Raw genomic sequence first — 17,170 nt, 5'->3', positions numbered from 1 at the left:
TTGTAGCAAAACATTAAGTTTTAAACTAACTCGCTTAAAGCTGCCAGCCCCACAATACAGGCTAAACCTAATTGAGCTACAAGACTAAAAACCGACATCATTCTTACTAAAAACAACCCCCATGGGTGTTTTACATGCGGATACAATGAGCAACGCTTTAAGTTCGTTGCAAAGAAAAAACACACCACCGCCGTCATGGTCATAAAAAGAGTAAGCTCACTTTTTATAGTTATGTTTTCATCAAAAAAGAAAAATAACTGTAGCGGTAATAATAAAGCCACAACCGCATGTAACACATGCACCTTTTTAATTCGCTCTAGCTGCCCTTCTGGCGATAACTCTTTAATACCAAAGTCGCGCTCAAGGCACTTAACTAAGTTGCTGGCTTTTATACTAACCGCTAATCGGTAACAACTTAACCCCTCGTTATTTCGCGCTCTAAAGTCATATCCTGCTTTGAGCAGTAAAATCATTAACGATTCGTTTTTACTTATCACCGCGTAATGCAGCGCCGTATTACCTTGGCCGTCTACCGCTTTTTTATCTTGGTACTGCAGGAGTGTTTCTACTACATTTACGTAGCCTTTTTCTGCCGCCCACATAAATGCTGTTTTATTATCTTCATCGGTTAAGGTGCCCGTGGCGCCTTGCTCAATAAAGCGCATTGCCATGGTTTGCTTAGCTTTTTTCTTGTTTAAATGCGCAAGTAAGGCATTTTCTAAAAGCACAATAGAGTCAACATCAGGAGACACCTGAGTTAACAAAGTAAAGTAATCTTTGCCAGCAGCCACTTTTTCACTGGTCAGCTCTGCTAAGTGGTCAATATCAGCAATCGACTGGGGAATATGCGCACTTAAACGCTCTCTAAAATCGACCTCTTTCCAAATAGATAAGGTATCTTCAGCTGAGAGCTTTGCACCTTGCTCTAGCGCATGCTCTATCAGAGTAAAAAAGCGTTTACTAAAAAATAAGCTAATTAAAGAAAGTGGCGTTTCAATGTTATTTTGTGCCGACACACTTGCATACTTTTCAAGTCGCTGACACAGCATTAGCACAATATTTTCTATGCTGTAATCATTGGCAAAATAATGCTCTTTCAGTGCAGCAATATACTCTTGTGCGTTTTCATCATATTCAGAAATATGCTGAAAATAACACTCTTCAAATGGCTCTAAGGGGGTTAACCAGGTTAAATAATAAATTGGGGGTAAAACAGTAGTGCATACACCATTATCTTCTTCAGTAGAGCGACAGGCGGGCCAAGCTTCTAAAGCATCTAAAATGAAGGCACCGTTTTGTTCAACCAGCCCTTTGACCAGTAACGGGTATTCCTTTGGCCAAATTAGTACATTTTCCATTAAAACAACACAACTCCAGTGTAGCTCGGGTGAGTAGTCAGTTATAACAGTATTTAGCTGACACCACGCTTAATCAAAGAAGCCAATATTCTACCACAGCTAGGTAGCCAAGCTAGCGTAAACTCATGCAATATAGGCCAAAATACAAAAGCAGCTAACGACATACGTCATTAGCTGCTTTTAGGTTGGAGCTGTTAATTGCAAAAGTACTAACTTTGCTGAAGTTCTGCTGTGACTTGGTCTAATCCCACATCAGAAATACGTTGAATGATCTCTTTTTGCTTAGCACTGAGTAACGAAATTCCCTCTGCAACAATATCGTATACTTTCCACTGGTTGTTGTTACCTAAACGCAATTTAAAGTGCAAATCAATGGTTGGCTTATTCGGTTCAATAATTTGCGTTTTTACCGTAGCAAATTTAGAGTCGCTTGCAGCAGCGTCTTGCTCAAATATTACATCCTGCCCTGTGTACTTCATAAGCGCACCGGCATATGTTCCTGTTAAGTAATGCTCTACAGCATTAATAAACGCAACACCTTGTTCGCGGTTAATACCTTTAATATGCTTACCTAATAATTTAAACGACACAAACTTAACATCAATATGTGGCATTAAACGCTGCTGAACAATTAACGACATGGCTTCTTTGCTGGCATCGCCTTTCGCATTTACCTGTCCAATATCGTTAAATAATGATTCTGCTACAGTTTGCAATAACTGCTTAGGTGATGGCTGCGTTTGTGCATACAAAGTGCTACTGAAAAAAACAGCAATAACCACTAAAAGCTTTATAAGTTTCATAAAAAATGCATAGTTTAAATAATTAATTTAAGCGTAATTTACGCAAATAACAGGCAATAAAAAAGGCATAAATAAGCAACTTATTAATGCCTAATTGGCACCAATTGAATTAATTAAATAAATTCAATTGGTTAAATAAATCGGTTAACAAGCCATATACAAGCGGCTTTTTGTCCTCATTGAAAACACCAATTCACCGCCCTTATTATCCCTTTAATATTTTGACTTAAACCCTAGTTGGCCGTTATGAAAACCTCATACAACAGACTTTTTGTTCTTGTTTTTACCCTGTTTATATTGGCTACCAAAGCCGCTTATGCATCCTCTAACCATGGTTATGCCGTCGATTTTTTAAAAGGAGAAGGCAATGTAACAGGGACAAAGCTTGCGTATCAATATCACCCTCAAGGAATGCAAAACTTTGTCGGCGATGCTCGTTTTTATTTAGAAAGCAGCGTTAACGTGTGGCAATACCGCCATGATCAACAATCACAATCCAACGTGGTCTTGGCTGTGTCACCGGTGGTGCAATTTCCAGCATTTAGTGTATACAACACCCCCTTTTATGTAGAGGCTGGCATTGGTTTTTCATTACTTGATGAGCGCTATTTTGCTGGTAAAAACCTAAGTACTCACTATCAGTTTGAAGATAGGATAGGCCTAGTGGCAGATTTTGGTGAAACTAATGTAGCGCTGCGAATTATTCACTATTCAAACGCCGGATTTAAATCGCCAAACCCAGGCATTAACTTTTTAACGTTATCGGTGGCACAACGGTTTTAATTGCTTATTTACAGTCCTAGAGAGGATTGCGGCTTTTATTTAAAGTGGTCATAATTACCGCTTAATAAAAAATAAGAGCATCGCAATGCAAATTTGGCAAATCGTACTCGTTATCGTGATTGTACTGGCTATTGTTATCGGCAATTTAGTACTGCTGCGTTTAAGTGCAAAAAGCGAGTTTAAACCTTCAGCACCACGCTCATCTGCGCAAAGCAAAGAAACAAAAAAGCCCTGAATAATCAGGGCTTTTTTGTTTAAATGATTGTTCTAGCCAACTAACCAGTGTGCCATTAAGGCAATAACTGGCAAGGTTACTAAAGTTCTGAGAATAAATATAACAAATAACTCAAAAATATTAACCGGTATTTTACTACCTAATAAAAGTGCGCCCACTTCAGACATATAAATAAGTTGCGTTACACTCATGGCAGCAATAATAAAGCGTGTTACATCGCTTTCAATTGAGCCTGCGGCTAAAATAGACGGAATAAACATATCTGCAAATCCCACCATAATCGTTTGCGCCGCCATTTCAGCTTCAGGTATTTGTAGTAATTCTAAAAATGGAATAAACGGCATACCTAAATATTGAAATATCGGCGTGTACTCAGCAATAATTAACGCAAATGTACCCACAGCCATTACCACAGGTAATACTGCAAACACCATATCAAATGCGTTGTGTAAGCCCTCTTCAATTGTGCCTTTTAAGCCTGGTGCTTTTTCTGCTTTAGTTAATGCAACATCAAGTGAATGCTTAAATAATGTTTTGCCTTCAGGAACCAATTCAGCGTTTCCATCGGGCTCTTCACCGTCAATAAGCACGTCCTTTTTAAAACGCAGTGGCGGTAAACGCGGAACAATTATCGCAGCCACTACACCCGCTAAACACACGGTTAGGTAAAAAGGTGCAAATAAATATTCAAGCTTTACTTGGCCAATAACAACCAAACAAAAGGTAATTGATACAGCAGAGAAAGTGGTACCAATAATCGCAGCTTCACGTTGAGTGTAGTATTTATCTTCATACTGGCGTGCAGTCATTAAAATACCGACGCTGCCATCACCTAACCACGAAGCAACACAGTTAACTGCACTGCGCCCTGGTACGCCAAACAATGGACGCATTACTTTAGTAAGTAAGGTACCCACCAGCTCAAGTAAACCAAAATTAAGTAATAACGGCAGTAACAAGCCCGCTAAAATAAACACCGAAAACAACACCGGTAGTAAATCTTTTAATACTAATAAACCGGTATTTTCTGAGGTAATAGCATGCGGCCCAACTTGAAAATAAGTTAAAAGCACAAACGCCATACCAAATAACCGTGTTACTAACCAAATCCAACTCACATTAAACAAATGATTTAATAAGCGAAATTTGGTTAAGCTTTTCGGTTTAAACACACTAAATATCAACGACATAACGCCAGTAATACAAATAATTGTCGCTATTAACCCAAGCGCTATCTCACTAAATAAAGCTTGAATTGCTTTTGCCATTACCGCAATAGGAATCGTCATTATTTCGCCAGACGGTACTGGCGTCATGAACAAAAAAACACCGATTAAAGAAGGAATTAAAAAAACCAACCATACTTTCAAATCATAACTTTTTTGGACCGGTGCTGGGCGTGATGAATCTAACTGAGACATATTTTCAACCTGTAAAAACCACAAAAAGAGCTAAGTGCTCTTTTTGTGGGAAGTATTTATATTTATTAAATTTTAATACCGCGCTTGATTAACGCCGCTTCTAATGCTTGTTGTAACCCATTCATTGTACCTGGTTCAAGCGTTTCGCCTTTGTCATCCATCCACGTTAGACTGGTGCCACCTTGTTTGATTTTGCTAACCAAAATTTGGTATTGACCTTCATCAATTGGAAGCTCTGTTGGTTCATCGCCCCAAATTGAATCCCACACACTGCTTTCTACTTTCGCATAATCTGCTGTAATTAAACCTGTCTCTTGGTTTACTTCAACAATTGTGAACGACAAACGCTCTAAAAATCCAGAAAAGCGATCGAATACGGTGTCATACGTTTGCTCAGTAACAAGTGCGGCATTGCCTTTGTTATCAAACCCGAGTTCTAACGAGATGATCCCTTGACGCTTACGCATATCAACTTCAAGCTGACGGTAGCGGTAATCAAACTCGCTCACTACTTGGTTAAGCGCACGCACTTCAAGCTGTTGTTTTAATAAATCAGTTAGCGGCTTATCACCTTTAAAATCAATAAGCTCAGCGGTTAAAGACGCTGTGCGTTGGTGTTCTTTTTCTTCAATGGTAAATTTAAAACGCTCTAAATCAACGCTTTCATCATTGCCCCATAACCAGCTTTCTTCAGGCTTTACAATAGCGTACCAATCGGTTACGAGTGTTCCTTGCGTTTTATCTTGCTGTGTTGCGTTAATGTTATTATCAGCAAGCACGGCTTGAATCGAATCCCAAATGAACACATCTAAATCTTCAATGCCGTCATTTTTATCAAAATAAATACGCGCTTGTTTATCTGCTTCCTCAACCCAACTGCCTTTAGCAATGGTTAAAACTTGCGCCGGCGGACGATAGTTTGTTGCCTCCGGATTATTATCATATTGACCAACATCCATTTTATAAACAGGATCTTGAGCGGGTTGAGATAACGATGCAGGCGCTTTAACCGGCTCATGGGCGCGGTAATTACGCTCATTATGAGCATCACTTGTAAATACACTACACCCTGACAAACTTACCAATACACTTACTGCTAGTGCTTTTGGGATCCAATACTGCACAGATAATTCTCCTTAGCATACCCTTAATTGTTTTAACAAATATATGAGTGGGTAATACCGATTTGGTTCAGTGTAAAATCAATATTAACTTTACATTTATAATTTGCTTGCCTAACTGCATTCAGCCTATGAGATAACAAACGGACTAGGCTACAAATAGACACATTTTTGCTATGGTACTTTCACAAGCTTGTAAAAACAAGAAACACTGCACTATTAACCGCCTAAAATTAACCGCCGCTATAGTTTAACGCGGGTTTTGTGTTAAACTTTGCCGCCGTGCAACGCTACGTGTTTATTTTTTTGTTGCCAAGTCGGTTGTTTTCATCCAAGTAACTTAGGTACTTTAAAACCCATGACTGCATTTTCAAATCATCAAATTGTTTTAACCGCAATTGGCGAGGATAGATCGGGCATCGTCAGTGAACTTACGCAACTCGTAAGCGATTGCCACTGTAATATTATAGATAGCCGTATTGCAATTTTAGGCAACGAATTCACCTTTATTATGCTACTAAGCGGTGATATGTCAGCCATTAGCCGCATAGAGCATACATTACCGACCAAAGGTATGGAGCTTGGCCTGCTCACTATGATGAAGCGTACTTCAAGCCATAATCAAAGCGAATTTTGTGCAGGCTATACCTTAGAATATACCGGCATAGACACCCCTGGCACATTAAGTAAAGTAACGCGTTTTTTTGCAGATAATAATATTAATATTTGCTCATTAAAGTCAGACACCTACGAAGAAGAAACTGAGCTAAAAATGCGCTGTGAACTTGAATTTAATATTCCCGTTGACGTTGATATTGACCAATTTAAAATTAGTTTTGAAAACCTTTCGCACGTTTTAAACGTAGATTACATCTTTCGACGTATTCGCTAAGGAGTTTAGCATGAACAAAATTACCCCATTACAAAGTGGCGACACAGCACCGGCTTTTAGCTTACAAAACCAAAATGACGAAACCGTCGTGCTCAGCGAGTTATTAAAAGAAAAACAAGTACTGGTATACTTTTATCCTAAGGCGTCAACGCCTGGCTGTACAGTACAAGCCGAAAACCTGCGTGACCAACAAGCCGAGCTTGCTAAATTTAACACCCATGTTGTTGGCATAAGCCCAGATCCGATTAAGCGTCTTAAAAACTTTGAAACAAAAAAAGAGCTTAACTTTGACCTACTCTCAGATGAAGATCATGCCATTGCTGAGGCATTTGGGGTGTGGGGCTATAAAAAGTTTATGGGCAAAGAATATGACGGTATTCACCGCCTCACTTTCTTAGTAGGCCAAGACGGTAAAATTAAACACTTGTTTGATAAATTCAAAACCAAAGATCACCACCAAGTGGTATTAGATTATTTAGCAGCTGAATAAAGGCTAAAGGCTAAAGGCTAAAGGCTAAAGGCTAAAGGCTAAAGGCTAAAGGCTAAAGGCTAAACAAGATAAAAATAAAAGCGTTGCTCAAGAGCAACGCTTTTTTGGTTTTTAAAGCACCAAATCAATTAAGCTATTGTTGCCAATAAAGCGGTTCACCGAAAACATCAGCAAAGTAATCAATAAGCGCCCTAACATTTAAAGGGGCATAGCGTGTGTGTGGATAAATAGCCGCTATTTGCTGAGGCTCTGTTTTAATTGCTGCATCATAATTAGGTAACACCTTTACTAAAGTACCCGCCTTTAAATGCTCACCAATAAGCCAATCAGGAAACAGCACTAAACCCATGCCTTTTAATGCACAAGTTAATAATGTATCAGCGTTATTTGAGGCAAGTAATGGTGCAACAGAGTAATGAGCCCATGATGCATTTTTAGCTTTAAACAGCCAACGATTCGCGCCTGAAGAACCTTTGTAAATTAAGCATTGATGATTTTTAAGTGCAGATGGGTTAGTAATTTTAGGGTTGTTTTTCAAATACGCTGGTGAGGCTGCTAAATGATACACTTGAGTACCAAATACGCGCGCATGTAACGAAGAGTCGGTTAACGCACCGATACGAAATATAACATCGGTGGCATCTCGATGCGGGTCAATAAAGTCATCAGTAAGTGTTAACTCTATTTGTAAGTTTGGGTAGCGAATACTTAACTCAGGCAACCAAGGAGCAATGTGCCTTTGGCCAAAAAATACAGGCGCATTAATTCTAATTAACCCGGTTGGTTCGAGCGTTCTGTCTTGCAGCTCTTTTCTCGCGTCATTCATTTGCTCGGTGATTGTTTGTGCATAATCTAAAAACAACCGACCCGCTTCTGTTGGCACAACAGCACGGGTATTTCGATAAAAAAGCTGCTGCCCTAGTGCATCTTCTAATTGTTGAATAGTGCGTGAAATATTTGACGCAGACACCCCCTCCCGCCTAGCCACCTCTGAAAAACTATGGGTATTAAAAACACCGATAAACGTAACGAGTGTTTTAATGCTCACTGTATTTATGTCATTCATTTGTGCAATTCCTGCAAAAGTCATTTCTGGATTGTAGCGTTTTTCTGGCTTATTAGCTGGGTTAAAATGGTATTAATTACTATTTGGAGGATATAAATGCAATTTCTATTAATATTACTGACCTTTATGGGCGGTATGGGTTTGTCCGTAGAAGCGGGGTTATTAGGGCCTTTGGGTAGTGAAGTGGGTGAACTGTGGGCCACATTTAGTATATTTGCGGTTGGTGCCGCCTTAACATTTTTGCTAATGCTGTTTTTTAGCCCTCGTAATAGTCCTTCATTTTTTAGCCAGCCCCCTTCTTTATTATTAGGTGGTGTGCTTGGCCCTGTTTACGTGGTTATTTTAACAATTGCAACGCCAAACATCGGCATAGCCATGACAATGATCGGCATACTCGCAGGGCAAATTTTCAAAAGCTTAATTATTGACCATTACGGTTTGTTTGGCACCACTGAACGCAAAATCGATGTTAAACGCATTATTGCTTTGGCGTTTATTATTATCTCTCTGGTTTTTATGGCACAAGGATAAACTCACTATGACTATTATTATGATTTTTCTAGCTGTAATTGGTGGCGCAACATTAAGCATTCAAGCAGCCTTAAACGGACGACTAGGCGGTAACGTCGGTGTTTTTAAAAGTGCTTTTTTAACCTTTTCTGTTGGTGCACTAGTAACCGCACTGCTCATATTTTATTTTGAACCAAATCATGCTGTAACCTTAATGGATGTACCAAAATGGCAGCTACTTGGTGCCATGTGTGGCGTACCATACATTGTTATTATGGTGCTTGCGGTGCAAAAAATAGGTACAGCGGTGGCAACCGTCGCGGTTATTTTTGGTCAACTAACCATGAGTGTATTAATTGATAATTTTGGCTGGCTTGGTAATGAGGCTATTGCATTGTCACCCAGTCGACTAGCGGCGTTAGTGTGTTTAGCCATTGCATTATTTTTTATTTATTCAAGCGGTAAAGTTGAAAACAAAAAATCGTAGTATAAACCTAAAAAACGTAGCTCAAAGGCAACGTTTTTTATTGCTTTAGCACTTTAAACTTTGGCATCGCGGCCGATAACAACATTAATAAACATACTATTATGGATAATAAACCGTGATACAGCTAAATAAACACTCAGCCTTTGACGTTAAAATTACAGCCGAAAAAACAAATATTGCACAACAAACAAAAGACACAACAAAAAATCAGGACAACACTGATTATCAATTATCAGACAAAGAACGCAATAAACTCTCAGGAAAAGAGGCTGAGCAAAACGCTGAAAAAGCAACAAATTCAGAAATGCCTGAATATATCGCAAAAATGATAGAGCAACTTAAAGAGCTCAAACAGCAGCTTGAAGAACAAAAAGAACAACTCACTCAATTACAAGCTCAATTCGATCCGGAAGACGAGGTCATACAAGCACAAATTGAAGCACAGGCAAATATTGTTTCATCAACACAATCTCAAGTAGTCGCGCTAGTGCAAATGATTAGCCAAGCCATGAAAGACGCCGGTATTACTGACGCGGGTGCACTTGTTAGTGCCATTGTTTGAATTTTCAGAGCCAAGTATTCAGCGTTATACTAATCTACCTTGCAAAGGCGGCTTTATTTTTATCATCGGCTTATTATTTCAATGATAAATGTGCCTACCCTAGCGGTTAAACAACCACGTTGTGTTTGCGTTCTCACTCTTCATCTAACAGTGCATGCTGATAAATTTTATTAAACTGTTCAGCAGGTAAGTCTGCCGCAAAGTGGTAGATAAGCGCTTTATACTCATCGCTTTGAATTAATTTTGAGAGTGTATTATTAAAGTTCTGCATAAATTTTATATTTTCTTCACTGCGCTCACACATTAAATGCCCAACAGTAAACGATGTTTTTAATTTCAAATCAAAGGAGTAAATATCAGCGTCTGTTATATCGTGCCAATACGTGGCTACATCGCTGGGGTATTCAATAGACGCATCAAACTCTTGCAACTTCGCTAATTGTTGTAATCTAGAGAATATATTAGTGGGAGCTGGTTTTATTTTAGTTTTATCTACCTCTTCAAGTAGAGACATAATGTCTTCGGAGAATATTCTGAATTTTGATAACCCCAACCTTAATTCACTTTGTGACACCAACTCGTCTAAATTTTTTATATGTTTAAATTGAGCCAAGCTATTTGGAGAATAAAGTCGCGGTGCGAGATACAAAGAAAACGGCTTTGATATTAAATAGCGGCTTGCTCGTTCTGACGTGTTAATTTTATTGGCAAAACAATGACTAATGCCAAATTGCACCTCCGCATTGGTATCTGGCGCTTTTACAAACTCAATTCTGTAATCTCGCATTTCAGCCAAAATTAACTTATAAAGCTGCGCGTCGAGTGATTTTCCTTCGGTAACTGAGTTCAGTCGTAGCAAAGACTCATCGTTACTACTCAATACAATTTTTGTTTTATTTGCGTCAAACTCTGCAAAACGCGTATTTTCATAATCTGATTTATATAATGCCTGCAACCTTCCCGATGATTTTAATTTTGGCATTGTTTGGTCAAATCTTCGCGCCAAGGCTTTCCCTTTTTCATTATTCGAAAAGGCTAAATAAATAGGCCTTGCGGGCACAACCTCTACATAGTTAAGCTTTGATTTGTACTCTTTGGGAATGTTGTAGTCAAAATCAACGAAAGCATCTATGCGTTTATTAAGTAGCAGTGCCACTGCGTTTTCAATAGTAGAAGCCGGGTAATAATCGTGTGGGTATTCAATAAACTTATCGAAATTGTAGCCATCAAGCCAGCTTAATACTTTGTTGTTTAAATCAGACAGTTTATTAAACTTATGAGCAGAATCTACAAAATACGCATTAATTGGGTAATCGTAGTCTAAATACCAATTAGGATAATAAGCTAAAGGAATATCCTCTTTAGCAACACCAACAACAATATCATATTGTTTTTGTTCAAATAAATTGGTAATTCGTTTGTAAGTACTAAAATCGAACTCGAGCTGTTCATCCGCATAAACTTCTTTTAATAATTCAATATAAACGCCTGTTTCATCCGGATTAGTGTAATCAACCCAGTGAGTCACGCCCACTTTTACAGTAGCAAAAGCCGAGTTTATAAAAACATAAGAAAAAACAAACAACAGTAGTAGGTATTTAGCCAAGCGCATTCTCCCAATCACTTAGTTTAATATAAGCACCACCTAATACACTTTGCAAACTTGGGTTTTAGTTTGGTACTTTAAAAAGGTTCAAGGTTCAAGGTTCAAGGTTCAAGGTTCAAGGTTCAAGGTTCAAGGTTCAAGGTTCAAGGTTCAAGGTTCAAGGTTCAAGGTTCAAGGTTCAACAAAATAAAAACAAAAGCGCTGCTCAATAACAACGCTTTTAAATATTAGCTTTTCTTGAAAGTCATAGAAAAGTTAGTGATAGTAATATCTTAGGTAATTTGTTAAAACTTTACAGAAGAAAAGTGAGCGTGGTATGGATATAAACCTGCACGACTCGCGCACTATAAGATTATTAAATCGCTCAATAAGGACAAGTATTGAATAAAGAAGAGTACAAGGAAAGTGGGATCTTATATGCGGTGTTTACTACCGTTTTATTATGTTTCTTTTTTAAGATTACTTTAATTTTCTCTATGGGGTTAGATTGGAGTTCAATTTGTCTAAGCTTCCTTTGGGATAATATTGATACTGCAATTACACCTTTTACGGCATTTTTAATAGTGGCAGTTTTAAGCTGTGTCTGGTTTTTTTATTGCGCCATAAAGTACAAGCGAAAAGTTGGCAAATCAGCATATTTCTTATTGGCTGTTGGAGCGGTGTTTTGTTACTTTTGGTTCAAAGGTTTTTACGGTTTTTGGCAGCTAATGAGCTACGAGAAAAAAGAAATTACATTACAAGAGTTTTATGAAAAAACGGGTGGTACAGAAAGGTTGAAATTTTTGTTTGGTAATAAACTTAACGAAAATGTAGTGTGCAAATCGCAATTGAACAAAACAAATTAGAAGTGGGATAAAAACAGATTATTTTGTTCGTTCCCAACAAGTTATCGCCAACTATTTTCTGCCGTTTATTTACGGCGTTAACATGTTATACACTTTTCAAAAAATGGAGTTTGAAAATGAGAAAAGAGTTCGAATTCACGGTCAAGGGTCATAAAATTAAAATTGTTAACTCATGGTTTGGTGGTGCAAAACTATATGTTGATGGCGATTTTCGTGATCAAGATTCTACTTTTATTGTTAATGGCAAAACAGCACTTCTTTCAGCTAAACTTGCTGATCTTGGTATTTTAGAGATTTTCCCCATATCTGCTTTAATATCTGTAGAAATGGATGCATTTTTAATTACGGACGATGAAAGGTTGCAAGTATACAGCTCACATAAGCGTTTAACCTTAACACAGCAGCGATTAGCAAAATAAACACATAGGTAAAATATGAAACTATTAATGGCCCCTTTATTACTCATTATTGCTGGATGCAGTAGTGTTGCGCAAAAAGATGAACAATATTCGCCGTGCTCTGAGGCATGGTTTAACTATGTTGAGCAGCAAATTAATACCGGTGACGGTTATGGACATGGGCCAGACATTGGCTCTTTAGAATGGCGCTCTGCGATCATGTTTAAACTCGGTATTAGAGATAAGCCAAATGTACCAGAATTAAATACACAGCTGTGGTGTCAGTTTATTGATGAAAATTATATTTAAAGCCAGCTTAACTTTATGAGTTGAAAGTTGTTTAATTAGGTTGGGTTTATAACCCAACCTTGTATCTACGTTATATAACTTAACGCAGAGCAGCTTACAGCTGCTCTTTAATTAATCCCCAAATACTTATGTACTTGAATTGATAAGCGCCAGTTTTTGGCGATACAAGTATCAATGGCTAATTTAGTGGCTGAGGCTTTTTGGCTGATTGGCTGCAAATATACCAGTTTTGGGTTTACGCCGGTGGCGGTAAATAGCTCTTCCAGTTCTTCTACGTGTTTTTGCATAGCAACTGGGTGTTTAATTTCATCGGCGCGTTGCATGGCACTACTGAGTACTTTGTAGCCACCGCGCATATTAATTTTTGGCGATACCGTGACCCACGTTTGTGCAGGGGCGAGTATTTCGAAGGTGCCACTGGTTTCTATTTGTGTGCTAAAGCCATGATCATGCAGTAAATTACATACTGGGTTCAAATCATACATGCAAGGTTCGCCACCGGTTATAACAACATGCTTGGCGGTATAGCCACGGGACTTAAATAACTCAAGTACCTGCGCTGCACTGGCCTCGGCCCAATGATCTGAGTCGGCTTTTTTTTCTACCGTGTCATCAAGTGATACTTTATATACGTTATCAACATCCCAGGTTTGCTTTGTGTCGCACCATGAACATCCCACAGGGCAACCTTGCAGGCGTAAAAAAATAGACGGCGTACCAGTAAAACTCGCTTCACCTTGAATGGTTTCAAACACTTCATTAATTTTGTACAAAAGAAATCTCACTTACAACCTGACGGCAAAATTGTTACTATTAGAAATCACAAAGCACGGTGCAAAAATTGTCATTTATGCCTTGGCCGTGTAGTATATCGCGCCCTGATATAAACCTCTATCAAAACTAAAGAGCAAACCACGTATGACGCAAAAAGTAGTTGTTATTTATTCCGGCGGTATGGACTCATTTACTGTATTAAATAAAGCCCTGCAGCAAGGCCATGATGTTTATGCCCTCTCGTTTGATTATGGTCAGCGTCATGTTAAAGAACTTAAAGTCGCCGCCAGCGTATGTGAAAAGCTAAATGTACCGCACAAAATTGTTGATATATCGGCAATTAATCAGCTTATTGGTGGTTCGTCGTTAACAGACGATATTGATGTGCCAGAAGGCCATTACGAAGAAGAAAGCATGAAAAGCACCATTGTGCCTAATCGCAACATGATTTTACTTTCTTTAGCGGTAGGTTATGCGGTGTCGCTTAAAGCAAGCAAAGTATATTACGGTGCGCATTCGGGCGATCATGCTATTTACCCAGATTGCCGCCCTGAGTTTGTTAAAAAGATGGATGATGTGTGTCGTATTGCTAATTACGATGCGGTAGAAATTTTTAGCCCGTATTTAAATAATACTAAAATCGATATTTTAACCGATGGTATTAAAATGGGATTAGACTACAGCCAAACATGGACCTGTTATAACGGTCGTGATAAGGCCTGTGGCAAATGTGGCGCTTGCCAAGAACGTTTAGAAGCCTTTGAGCTGAACAACGTAACCGACCCGCTTGAATACGAGTAAAGTTTAAAATAAGCACACTATAAGGCTACCAAGGGTAGCCTTTTTTAGTATGAAAAAACATTAAAGCCAGCGTTTTACCCGCGATTTGTAATCCTCAAATTGCTCACCAAATAACTGATGTAACGCCCGCTCTTCGGGAATGATTTGAAACAGCGTTAAATAACCAACGTAGCCCACAATACCTAAAAAAGCCCAAATAGAGCTTAGCCACACGCCCCACCCCGCCAGTATAAAAGCAAAGCCTAAATACATAGGGTTACGTGAGAGTTTATATACCCCTGAGGTAACTAAGCTTGTTGCTTGCTCAGGTTTATTGGGTAGTACCGTGGTTTTGGCTAAACGAAAACTGACGACCCCAGCAATACAAAAGAAACAACCTATAGCGACTAATCCTAATGCTAGGTAAGTTATGAAGGCGGTAAAGTCTATTACTGTGTAATGCGCAATCAGTGCCATAACAGCAGCGAAAAATACCACAACGACAACCGGTGGAATTTTATTATTTAACATACCTATTCCTTGTATCGATTAAAAAAACTACATGGTTACTATATGGTGGCGGCACAAATAATAACAATGACTTTATAAATACAAATAAAGTTACAATTAATTAGCTTTATCAGCGCTTAATTATGGTTATAATTTAAACTTAAAATAAAATTAAAGGAAGTAATTATGTCTGGCACAACAATGATAGTTCTCATTGTACTTATTTCTGTAGGTTCGGGGGTTATTTACGATATGTATAAAAAGCACCTTGAGTTTAAACATAAAGTTCAAGACAACAATCAAGATGCTCATAAGCAACTAGCAGAAGTAACCGCGCAAGTGACTGAACTCAAACAGCGAGTACAAACACTTGAAGCCATTGTTACCGACTCAAGCTATAGCGTAAAACAAGAAATAAACAAACTATAGCTGTCCCTTAGTTATAAATAATTAGGGTATAAATGTGCATTTTCTGGCTGCTCTATACCATGGGCAGCTAAAAACCCGCCAATGGCTTGTCCACACCCTTGGGGTGCCCTGCCGCTGTCTATTTCAAAGTTTAACTGATTCGCCTCTTGCTTACCCATAGAACATAAACTAACTGAACTTGGTGAACGCATGGCAATGCTTAGCTCCCCGACCTGCTCTGCGTGTACATCTTTACTAAAGCGCGCAAAGCCTTGGTATTTAAAATGCTCACTCACATACTCGTTACTTACAGCAACCAGTGCGGCAATAAAGCTATGTAAAAAGCTGTTGGTTGTTGCATCAGGTGCTAAAAATGACAAAGTTTTATTATTAAATTCGCTTAGCTGACAACTATCGCAATGAAGTTTAACCGTATACACCTGCTCGCCGGTGATTATGGCTTGGCAGTTAATTAGCGCAATTTTATTATCCGCAAACACCAGGCGCTCTATCAGGTCGTTCAATGGAATATTTTTAAACGATGTGCTTTTAACAAGCTCAGGGTTTTGCGCCATAACAGGTAAATCATGATGATTATTAAACGGCGTACTGGTTGCGCCTTGATGCTGCAGCTGAAAAAGCTCTCTTACTTCATGCTCGCGTGCCACTTTCAATGCTAAAAATGCTGTTTGAATAAGCTCTGAGGTTGGCAAATTTTGCTCTACTGGCCAGCGACGACCAAACAGTAACTTTTTTGCTTTGTTCTCAGCACGGTAATTATCTGGACTAAGTACCGCCACTTGCAGATAAATATCACTGTTTTTTTCTGCAGCTAACACACTAAAGTGAGTAGAAAAACTAATGTCGTTAAGCACTTCATTAACGCTGGCTAGCGTATGTTTGTAACGTAAAAAATGCTGGGGAACAATCCAATTATTATTGGCCAGTTGTACTAACGGCGCATACGAAATCGGTTGCTCGTAACTGTGTTGCCACTTTTGCCCATCGCCTAATAATGGCTCAATTTTTATATTTTTATCTGACATATATAAACCAAATAAATCCGCCTGATGGCAAGATATTAACTATGAAGCACTTTACGTAGTTAATCACAAAAACCGATCACACTGACAGGAGTATTTAGCATTCAAATACTCGTTGATACTCTGTTATAACTTTTTGATAGTAAAGTCTATCTTTATTGAGCATTCGAGTATAATGGTTAAGCAATTGCTGCTGATATTGATGATGTTGTGGATTGTGTTTATCCCACATTTGAGCACCGGTTTGAGTGAGTGTTTGGCTGGCATTTACACTAACGTGTAATACTTCGTAAAAACGTTTGTTTTCAACAATAATTTGCTCGTTTTCGAGCTTTAAATTACAGGCTTTTAAACCTGCACGCACTTTGTAAAGATGCTGAATGGGGCAAATAATAAAACTGAGTTGGTGCAAGCTTTGCGGGTTGTTGGCAATAATTTGTTCAATAAGCTTTAAACATAAATCGCCCCCCACACCAGCAATAACCACCACTTGCTTTGCAGCTGTTGGCAATTTAATTTGCGCAACATCTTCGCAGCGCACTTGCCATGAAGGTAAAGATTTACCTTGCTCAAATTGTTGCAGCGACTGTTCGAGCGCTTCCATTAACGTTGGAATAATATCCACAAAATTTATATGTTTTGCTATACCGCGCTCAAGTAACGCCATCCCTAAAAAGCCATGATCGCAGCAACAATCCCAAACAATATCGTAAGGCTCTGTAATTAATGAATTGATGGCGTTTAAACGTTTACTCAGTTTCATTTAACT

General features: G+C 38.6%; 22 protein-coding genes. 12 read left to right on the top strand and 10 right to left on the bottom strand.

Annotated elements, in window-relative coordinates:
* Window positions 1-20 precede the first annotated feature (20 nt).
* A complete protein-coding gene (locus tag ACTRWE_RS13730) occupies window positions 21-1,358 on the bottom strand; it encodes an ankyrin repeat domain-containing protein (protein ID WP_024601119.1) in 1,338 nt (445 codons plus the stop codon).
* A 209-nt stretch (window positions 1,359-1,567) separates the two neighbouring features.
* Window positions 1,568-2,161, bottom strand: coding sequence for an MlaC/ttg2D family ABC transporter substrate-binding protein (locus tag ACTRWE_RS13725; RefSeq protein WP_024601118.1), 594 nt, complete (start codon window positions 2,159-2,161; stop codon window positions 1,568-1,570).
* Between the two features lie 246 nt (window positions 2,162-2,407).
* On the opposite strand from ACTRWE_RS13725, the gene ACTRWE_RS13720 reads away from it, so the two are divergent.
* Both ACTRWE_RS13720 and ACTRWE_RS13715 read left to right on the top strand, forming a co-directional pair.
* Entirely contained in the window at window positions 2,408-2,944 is a 537-nt protein-coding gene (locus tag ACTRWE_RS13720) for an acyloxyacyl hydrolase (protein ID WP_024601117.1), read from the top strand.
* A gap of 85 nt (window positions 2,945-3,029) precedes the next feature.
* The gene (locus ACTRWE_RS13715; protein ID WP_076916055.1) at window positions 3,030-3,179 is read left to right on the top strand and encodes a DUF2897 family protein; all 150 of its coding nucleotides are present in this window, start codon (window positions 3,030-3,032) and stop codon (window positions 3,177-3,179) included.
* Window positions 3,180-3,211: 32 nt separating this feature from the next.
* Here ACTRWE_RS13715 and ACTRWE_RS13710 read toward each other — a convergent pair whose 3' ends face one another.
* On the bottom strand, window positions 3,212-4,600 hold the full coding sequence (locus ACTRWE_RS13710; RefSeq protein WP_024601116.1) for a YjiH family protein: 1,389 nt from the start codon (window positions 4,598-4,600) through the stop codon (window positions 3,212-3,214).
* Between the two features lie 65 nt (window positions 4,601-4,665).
* Window positions 4,666-5,724, bottom strand: coding sequence for an outer membrane protein assembly factor BamC (bamC, locus tag ACTRWE_RS13705; RefSeq protein ID WP_024601115.1), 1,059 nt, complete (start codon window positions 5,722-5,724; stop codon window positions 4,666-4,668).
* A gap of 355 nt (window positions 5,725-6,079) precedes the next feature.
* On the opposite strand from bamC, the gene ACTRWE_RS13700 reads away from it, so the two are divergent.
* Window positions 6,080-6,613, top strand: a complete 534-nt coding sequence (locus tag ACTRWE_RS13700) for a glycine cleavage system transcriptional repressor (protein ID WP_013465263.1) — start codon at window positions 6,080-6,082, stop codon at window positions 6,611-6,613.
* Between the two features lie 10 nt (window positions 6,614-6,623).
* Window positions 6,624-7,103 carry a thioredoxin-dependent thiol peroxidase gene (gene bcp / locus ACTRWE_RS13695; RefSeq protein WP_024601114.1) on the top strand — a complete coding sequence of 160 codons (480 nt, stop codon included), beginning with the start codon at window positions 6,624-6,626 and terminating at the stop codon, window positions 7,101-7,103.
* Window positions 7,104-7,236: 133 nt separating this feature from the next.
* On the opposite strand, the gene ACTRWE_RS13690 is transcribed toward bcp, so the two are convergent.
* The gene (locus tag ACTRWE_RS13690) at window positions 7,237-8,169 is read right to left on the bottom strand and encodes a LysR family transcriptional regulator (RefSeq protein ID WP_010388467.1); all 933 of its coding nucleotides are present in this window, start codon (window positions 8,167-8,169) and stop codon (window positions 7,237-7,239) included.
* A gap of 96 nt (window positions 8,170-8,265) precedes the next feature.
* Here ACTRWE_RS13690 and ACTRWE_RS13685 point away from each other — a divergent pair, with 96 nt between their 5' ends.
* The 3 genes from ACTRWE_RS13685 (at window position 8,266) to ACTRWE_RS13675 (ending at window position 9,728) form a co-directional block, all read left to right on the top strand.
* A complete protein-coding gene (locus ACTRWE_RS13685) occupies window positions 8,266-8,700 on the top strand; it encodes a DMT family transporter (RefSeq protein WP_054201161.1) in 435 nt (144 codons plus the stop codon).
* Between the two features lie 7 nt (window positions 8,701-8,707).
* Window positions 8,708-9,166: a DMT family transporter gene (locus ACTRWE_RS13680; protein WP_054201162.1), complete on the top strand. Its 459-nt coding sequence runs from the start codon at window positions 8,708-8,710 to the stop codon at window positions 9,164-9,166.
* A gap of 115 nt (window positions 9,167-9,281) precedes the next feature.
* On the top strand, window positions 9,282-9,728 hold the full coding sequence (locus tag ACTRWE_RS13675) for a hypothetical protein (RefSeq protein WP_010388464.1): 447 nt from the start codon (window positions 9,282-9,284) through the stop codon (window positions 9,726-9,728).
* Between the two features lie 133 nt (window positions 9,729-9,861).
* On the opposite strand, the gene ACTRWE_RS13670 is transcribed toward ACTRWE_RS13675, so the two are convergent.
* Complete coding sequence (locus ACTRWE_RS13670) at window positions 9,862-11,340, bottom strand: substrate-binding periplasmic protein (protein ID WP_462880145.1); 1,479 nt, start codon at window positions 11,338-11,340, stop codon at window positions 9,862-9,864.
* Between the two features lie 374 nt (window positions 11,341-11,714).
* On the opposite strand from ACTRWE_RS13670, the gene ACTRWE_RS13665 reads away from it, so the two are divergent.
* The 3 genes from ACTRWE_RS13665 to ACTRWE_RS13655 all read left to right on the top strand — a co-directional run bounded on the left by ACTRWE_RS13665 (window position 11,715) and on the right by ACTRWE_RS13655 (window position 12,886).
* Window positions 11,715-12,179: a DUF3810 domain-containing protein gene (locus ACTRWE_RS13665; RefSeq protein WP_138687284.1), complete on the top strand. Its 465-nt coding sequence runs from the start codon at window positions 11,715-11,717 to the stop codon at window positions 12,177-12,179.
* A 116-nt stretch (window positions 12,180-12,295) separates the two neighbouring features.
* A complete protein-coding gene (locus tag ACTRWE_RS13660; protein ID WP_096038561.1) occupies window positions 12,296-12,598 on the top strand; it encodes a hypothetical protein in 303 nt (100 codons plus the stop codon).
* 15 nt (window positions 12,599-12,613) lie between these two features.
* Window positions 12,614-12,886 carry a hypothetical protein gene (locus tag ACTRWE_RS13655; RefSeq protein ID WP_411737451.1) on the top strand — a complete coding sequence of 91 codons (273 nt, stop codon included), beginning with the start codon at window positions 12,614-12,616 and terminating at the stop codon, window positions 12,884-12,886.
* A 107-nt stretch (window positions 12,887-12,993) separates the two neighbouring features.
* Here the strand turns inward: ACTRWE_RS13655 and queE are convergent, their stop codons facing one another.
* A complete protein-coding gene (queE, locus tag ACTRWE_RS13650) occupies window positions 12,994-13,659 on the bottom strand; it encodes a 7-carboxy-7-deazaguanine synthase QueE (RefSeq protein ID WP_090492243.1) in 666 nt (221 codons plus the stop codon).
* 145 nt (window positions 13,660-13,804) lie between these two features.
* On the opposite strand from queE, the gene queC reads away from it, so the two are divergent.
* Window positions 13,805-14,461: a 7-cyano-7-deazaguanine synthase QueC gene (gene queC / locus ACTRWE_RS13645; RefSeq protein WP_013465272.1), complete on the top strand. Its 657-nt coding sequence runs from the start codon at window positions 13,805-13,807 to the stop codon at window positions 14,459-14,461.
* A gap of 60 nt (window positions 14,462-14,521) precedes the next feature.
* On the opposite strand, the gene ACTRWE_RS13640 is transcribed toward queC, so the two are convergent.
* A complete protein-coding gene (locus ACTRWE_RS13640; RefSeq protein ID WP_013465273.1) occupies window positions 14,522-14,971 on the bottom strand; it encodes a methyltransferase family protein in 450 nt (149 codons plus the stop codon).
* Between the two features lie 165 nt (window positions 14,972-15,136).
* On the opposite strand from ACTRWE_RS13640, the gene ACTRWE_RS13635 reads away from it, so the two are divergent.
* Complete coding sequence (locus tag ACTRWE_RS13635) at window positions 15,137-15,379, top strand: hypothetical protein (RefSeq protein WP_013465274.1); 243 nt, start codon at window positions 15,137-15,139, stop codon at window positions 15,377-15,379.
* Window positions 15,380-15,390: 11 nt separating this feature from the next.
* On the opposite strand, the gene ACTRWE_RS13630 is transcribed toward ACTRWE_RS13635, so the two are convergent.
* Both ACTRWE_RS13630 and ACTRWE_RS13625 read right to left on the bottom strand, forming a co-directional pair.
* The gene (locus ACTRWE_RS13630) at window positions 15,391-16,404 is read right to left on the bottom strand and encodes a hypothetical protein (RefSeq protein WP_013465275.1); all 1,014 of its coding nucleotides are present in this window, start codon (window positions 16,402-16,404) and stop codon (window positions 15,391-15,393) included.
* 94 nt (window positions 16,405-16,498) lie between these two features.
* Window positions 16,499-17,164: a tRNA (adenine(22)-N(1))-methyltransferase TrmK gene (locus ACTRWE_RS13625; protein ID WP_069439670.1), complete on the bottom strand. Its 666-nt coding sequence runs from the start codon at window positions 17,162-17,164 to the stop codon at window positions 16,499-16,501.
* Window positions 17,165-17,170 lie beyond the last annotated feature (6 nt).

Source organism: Pseudoalteromonas sp. G5_S1_54_S4 (assembly GCF_054968565.1).
Note: the sequence above shows the minus strand (reverse complement) of the source record. Positions and strands in the feature narration are given on the sequence as shown.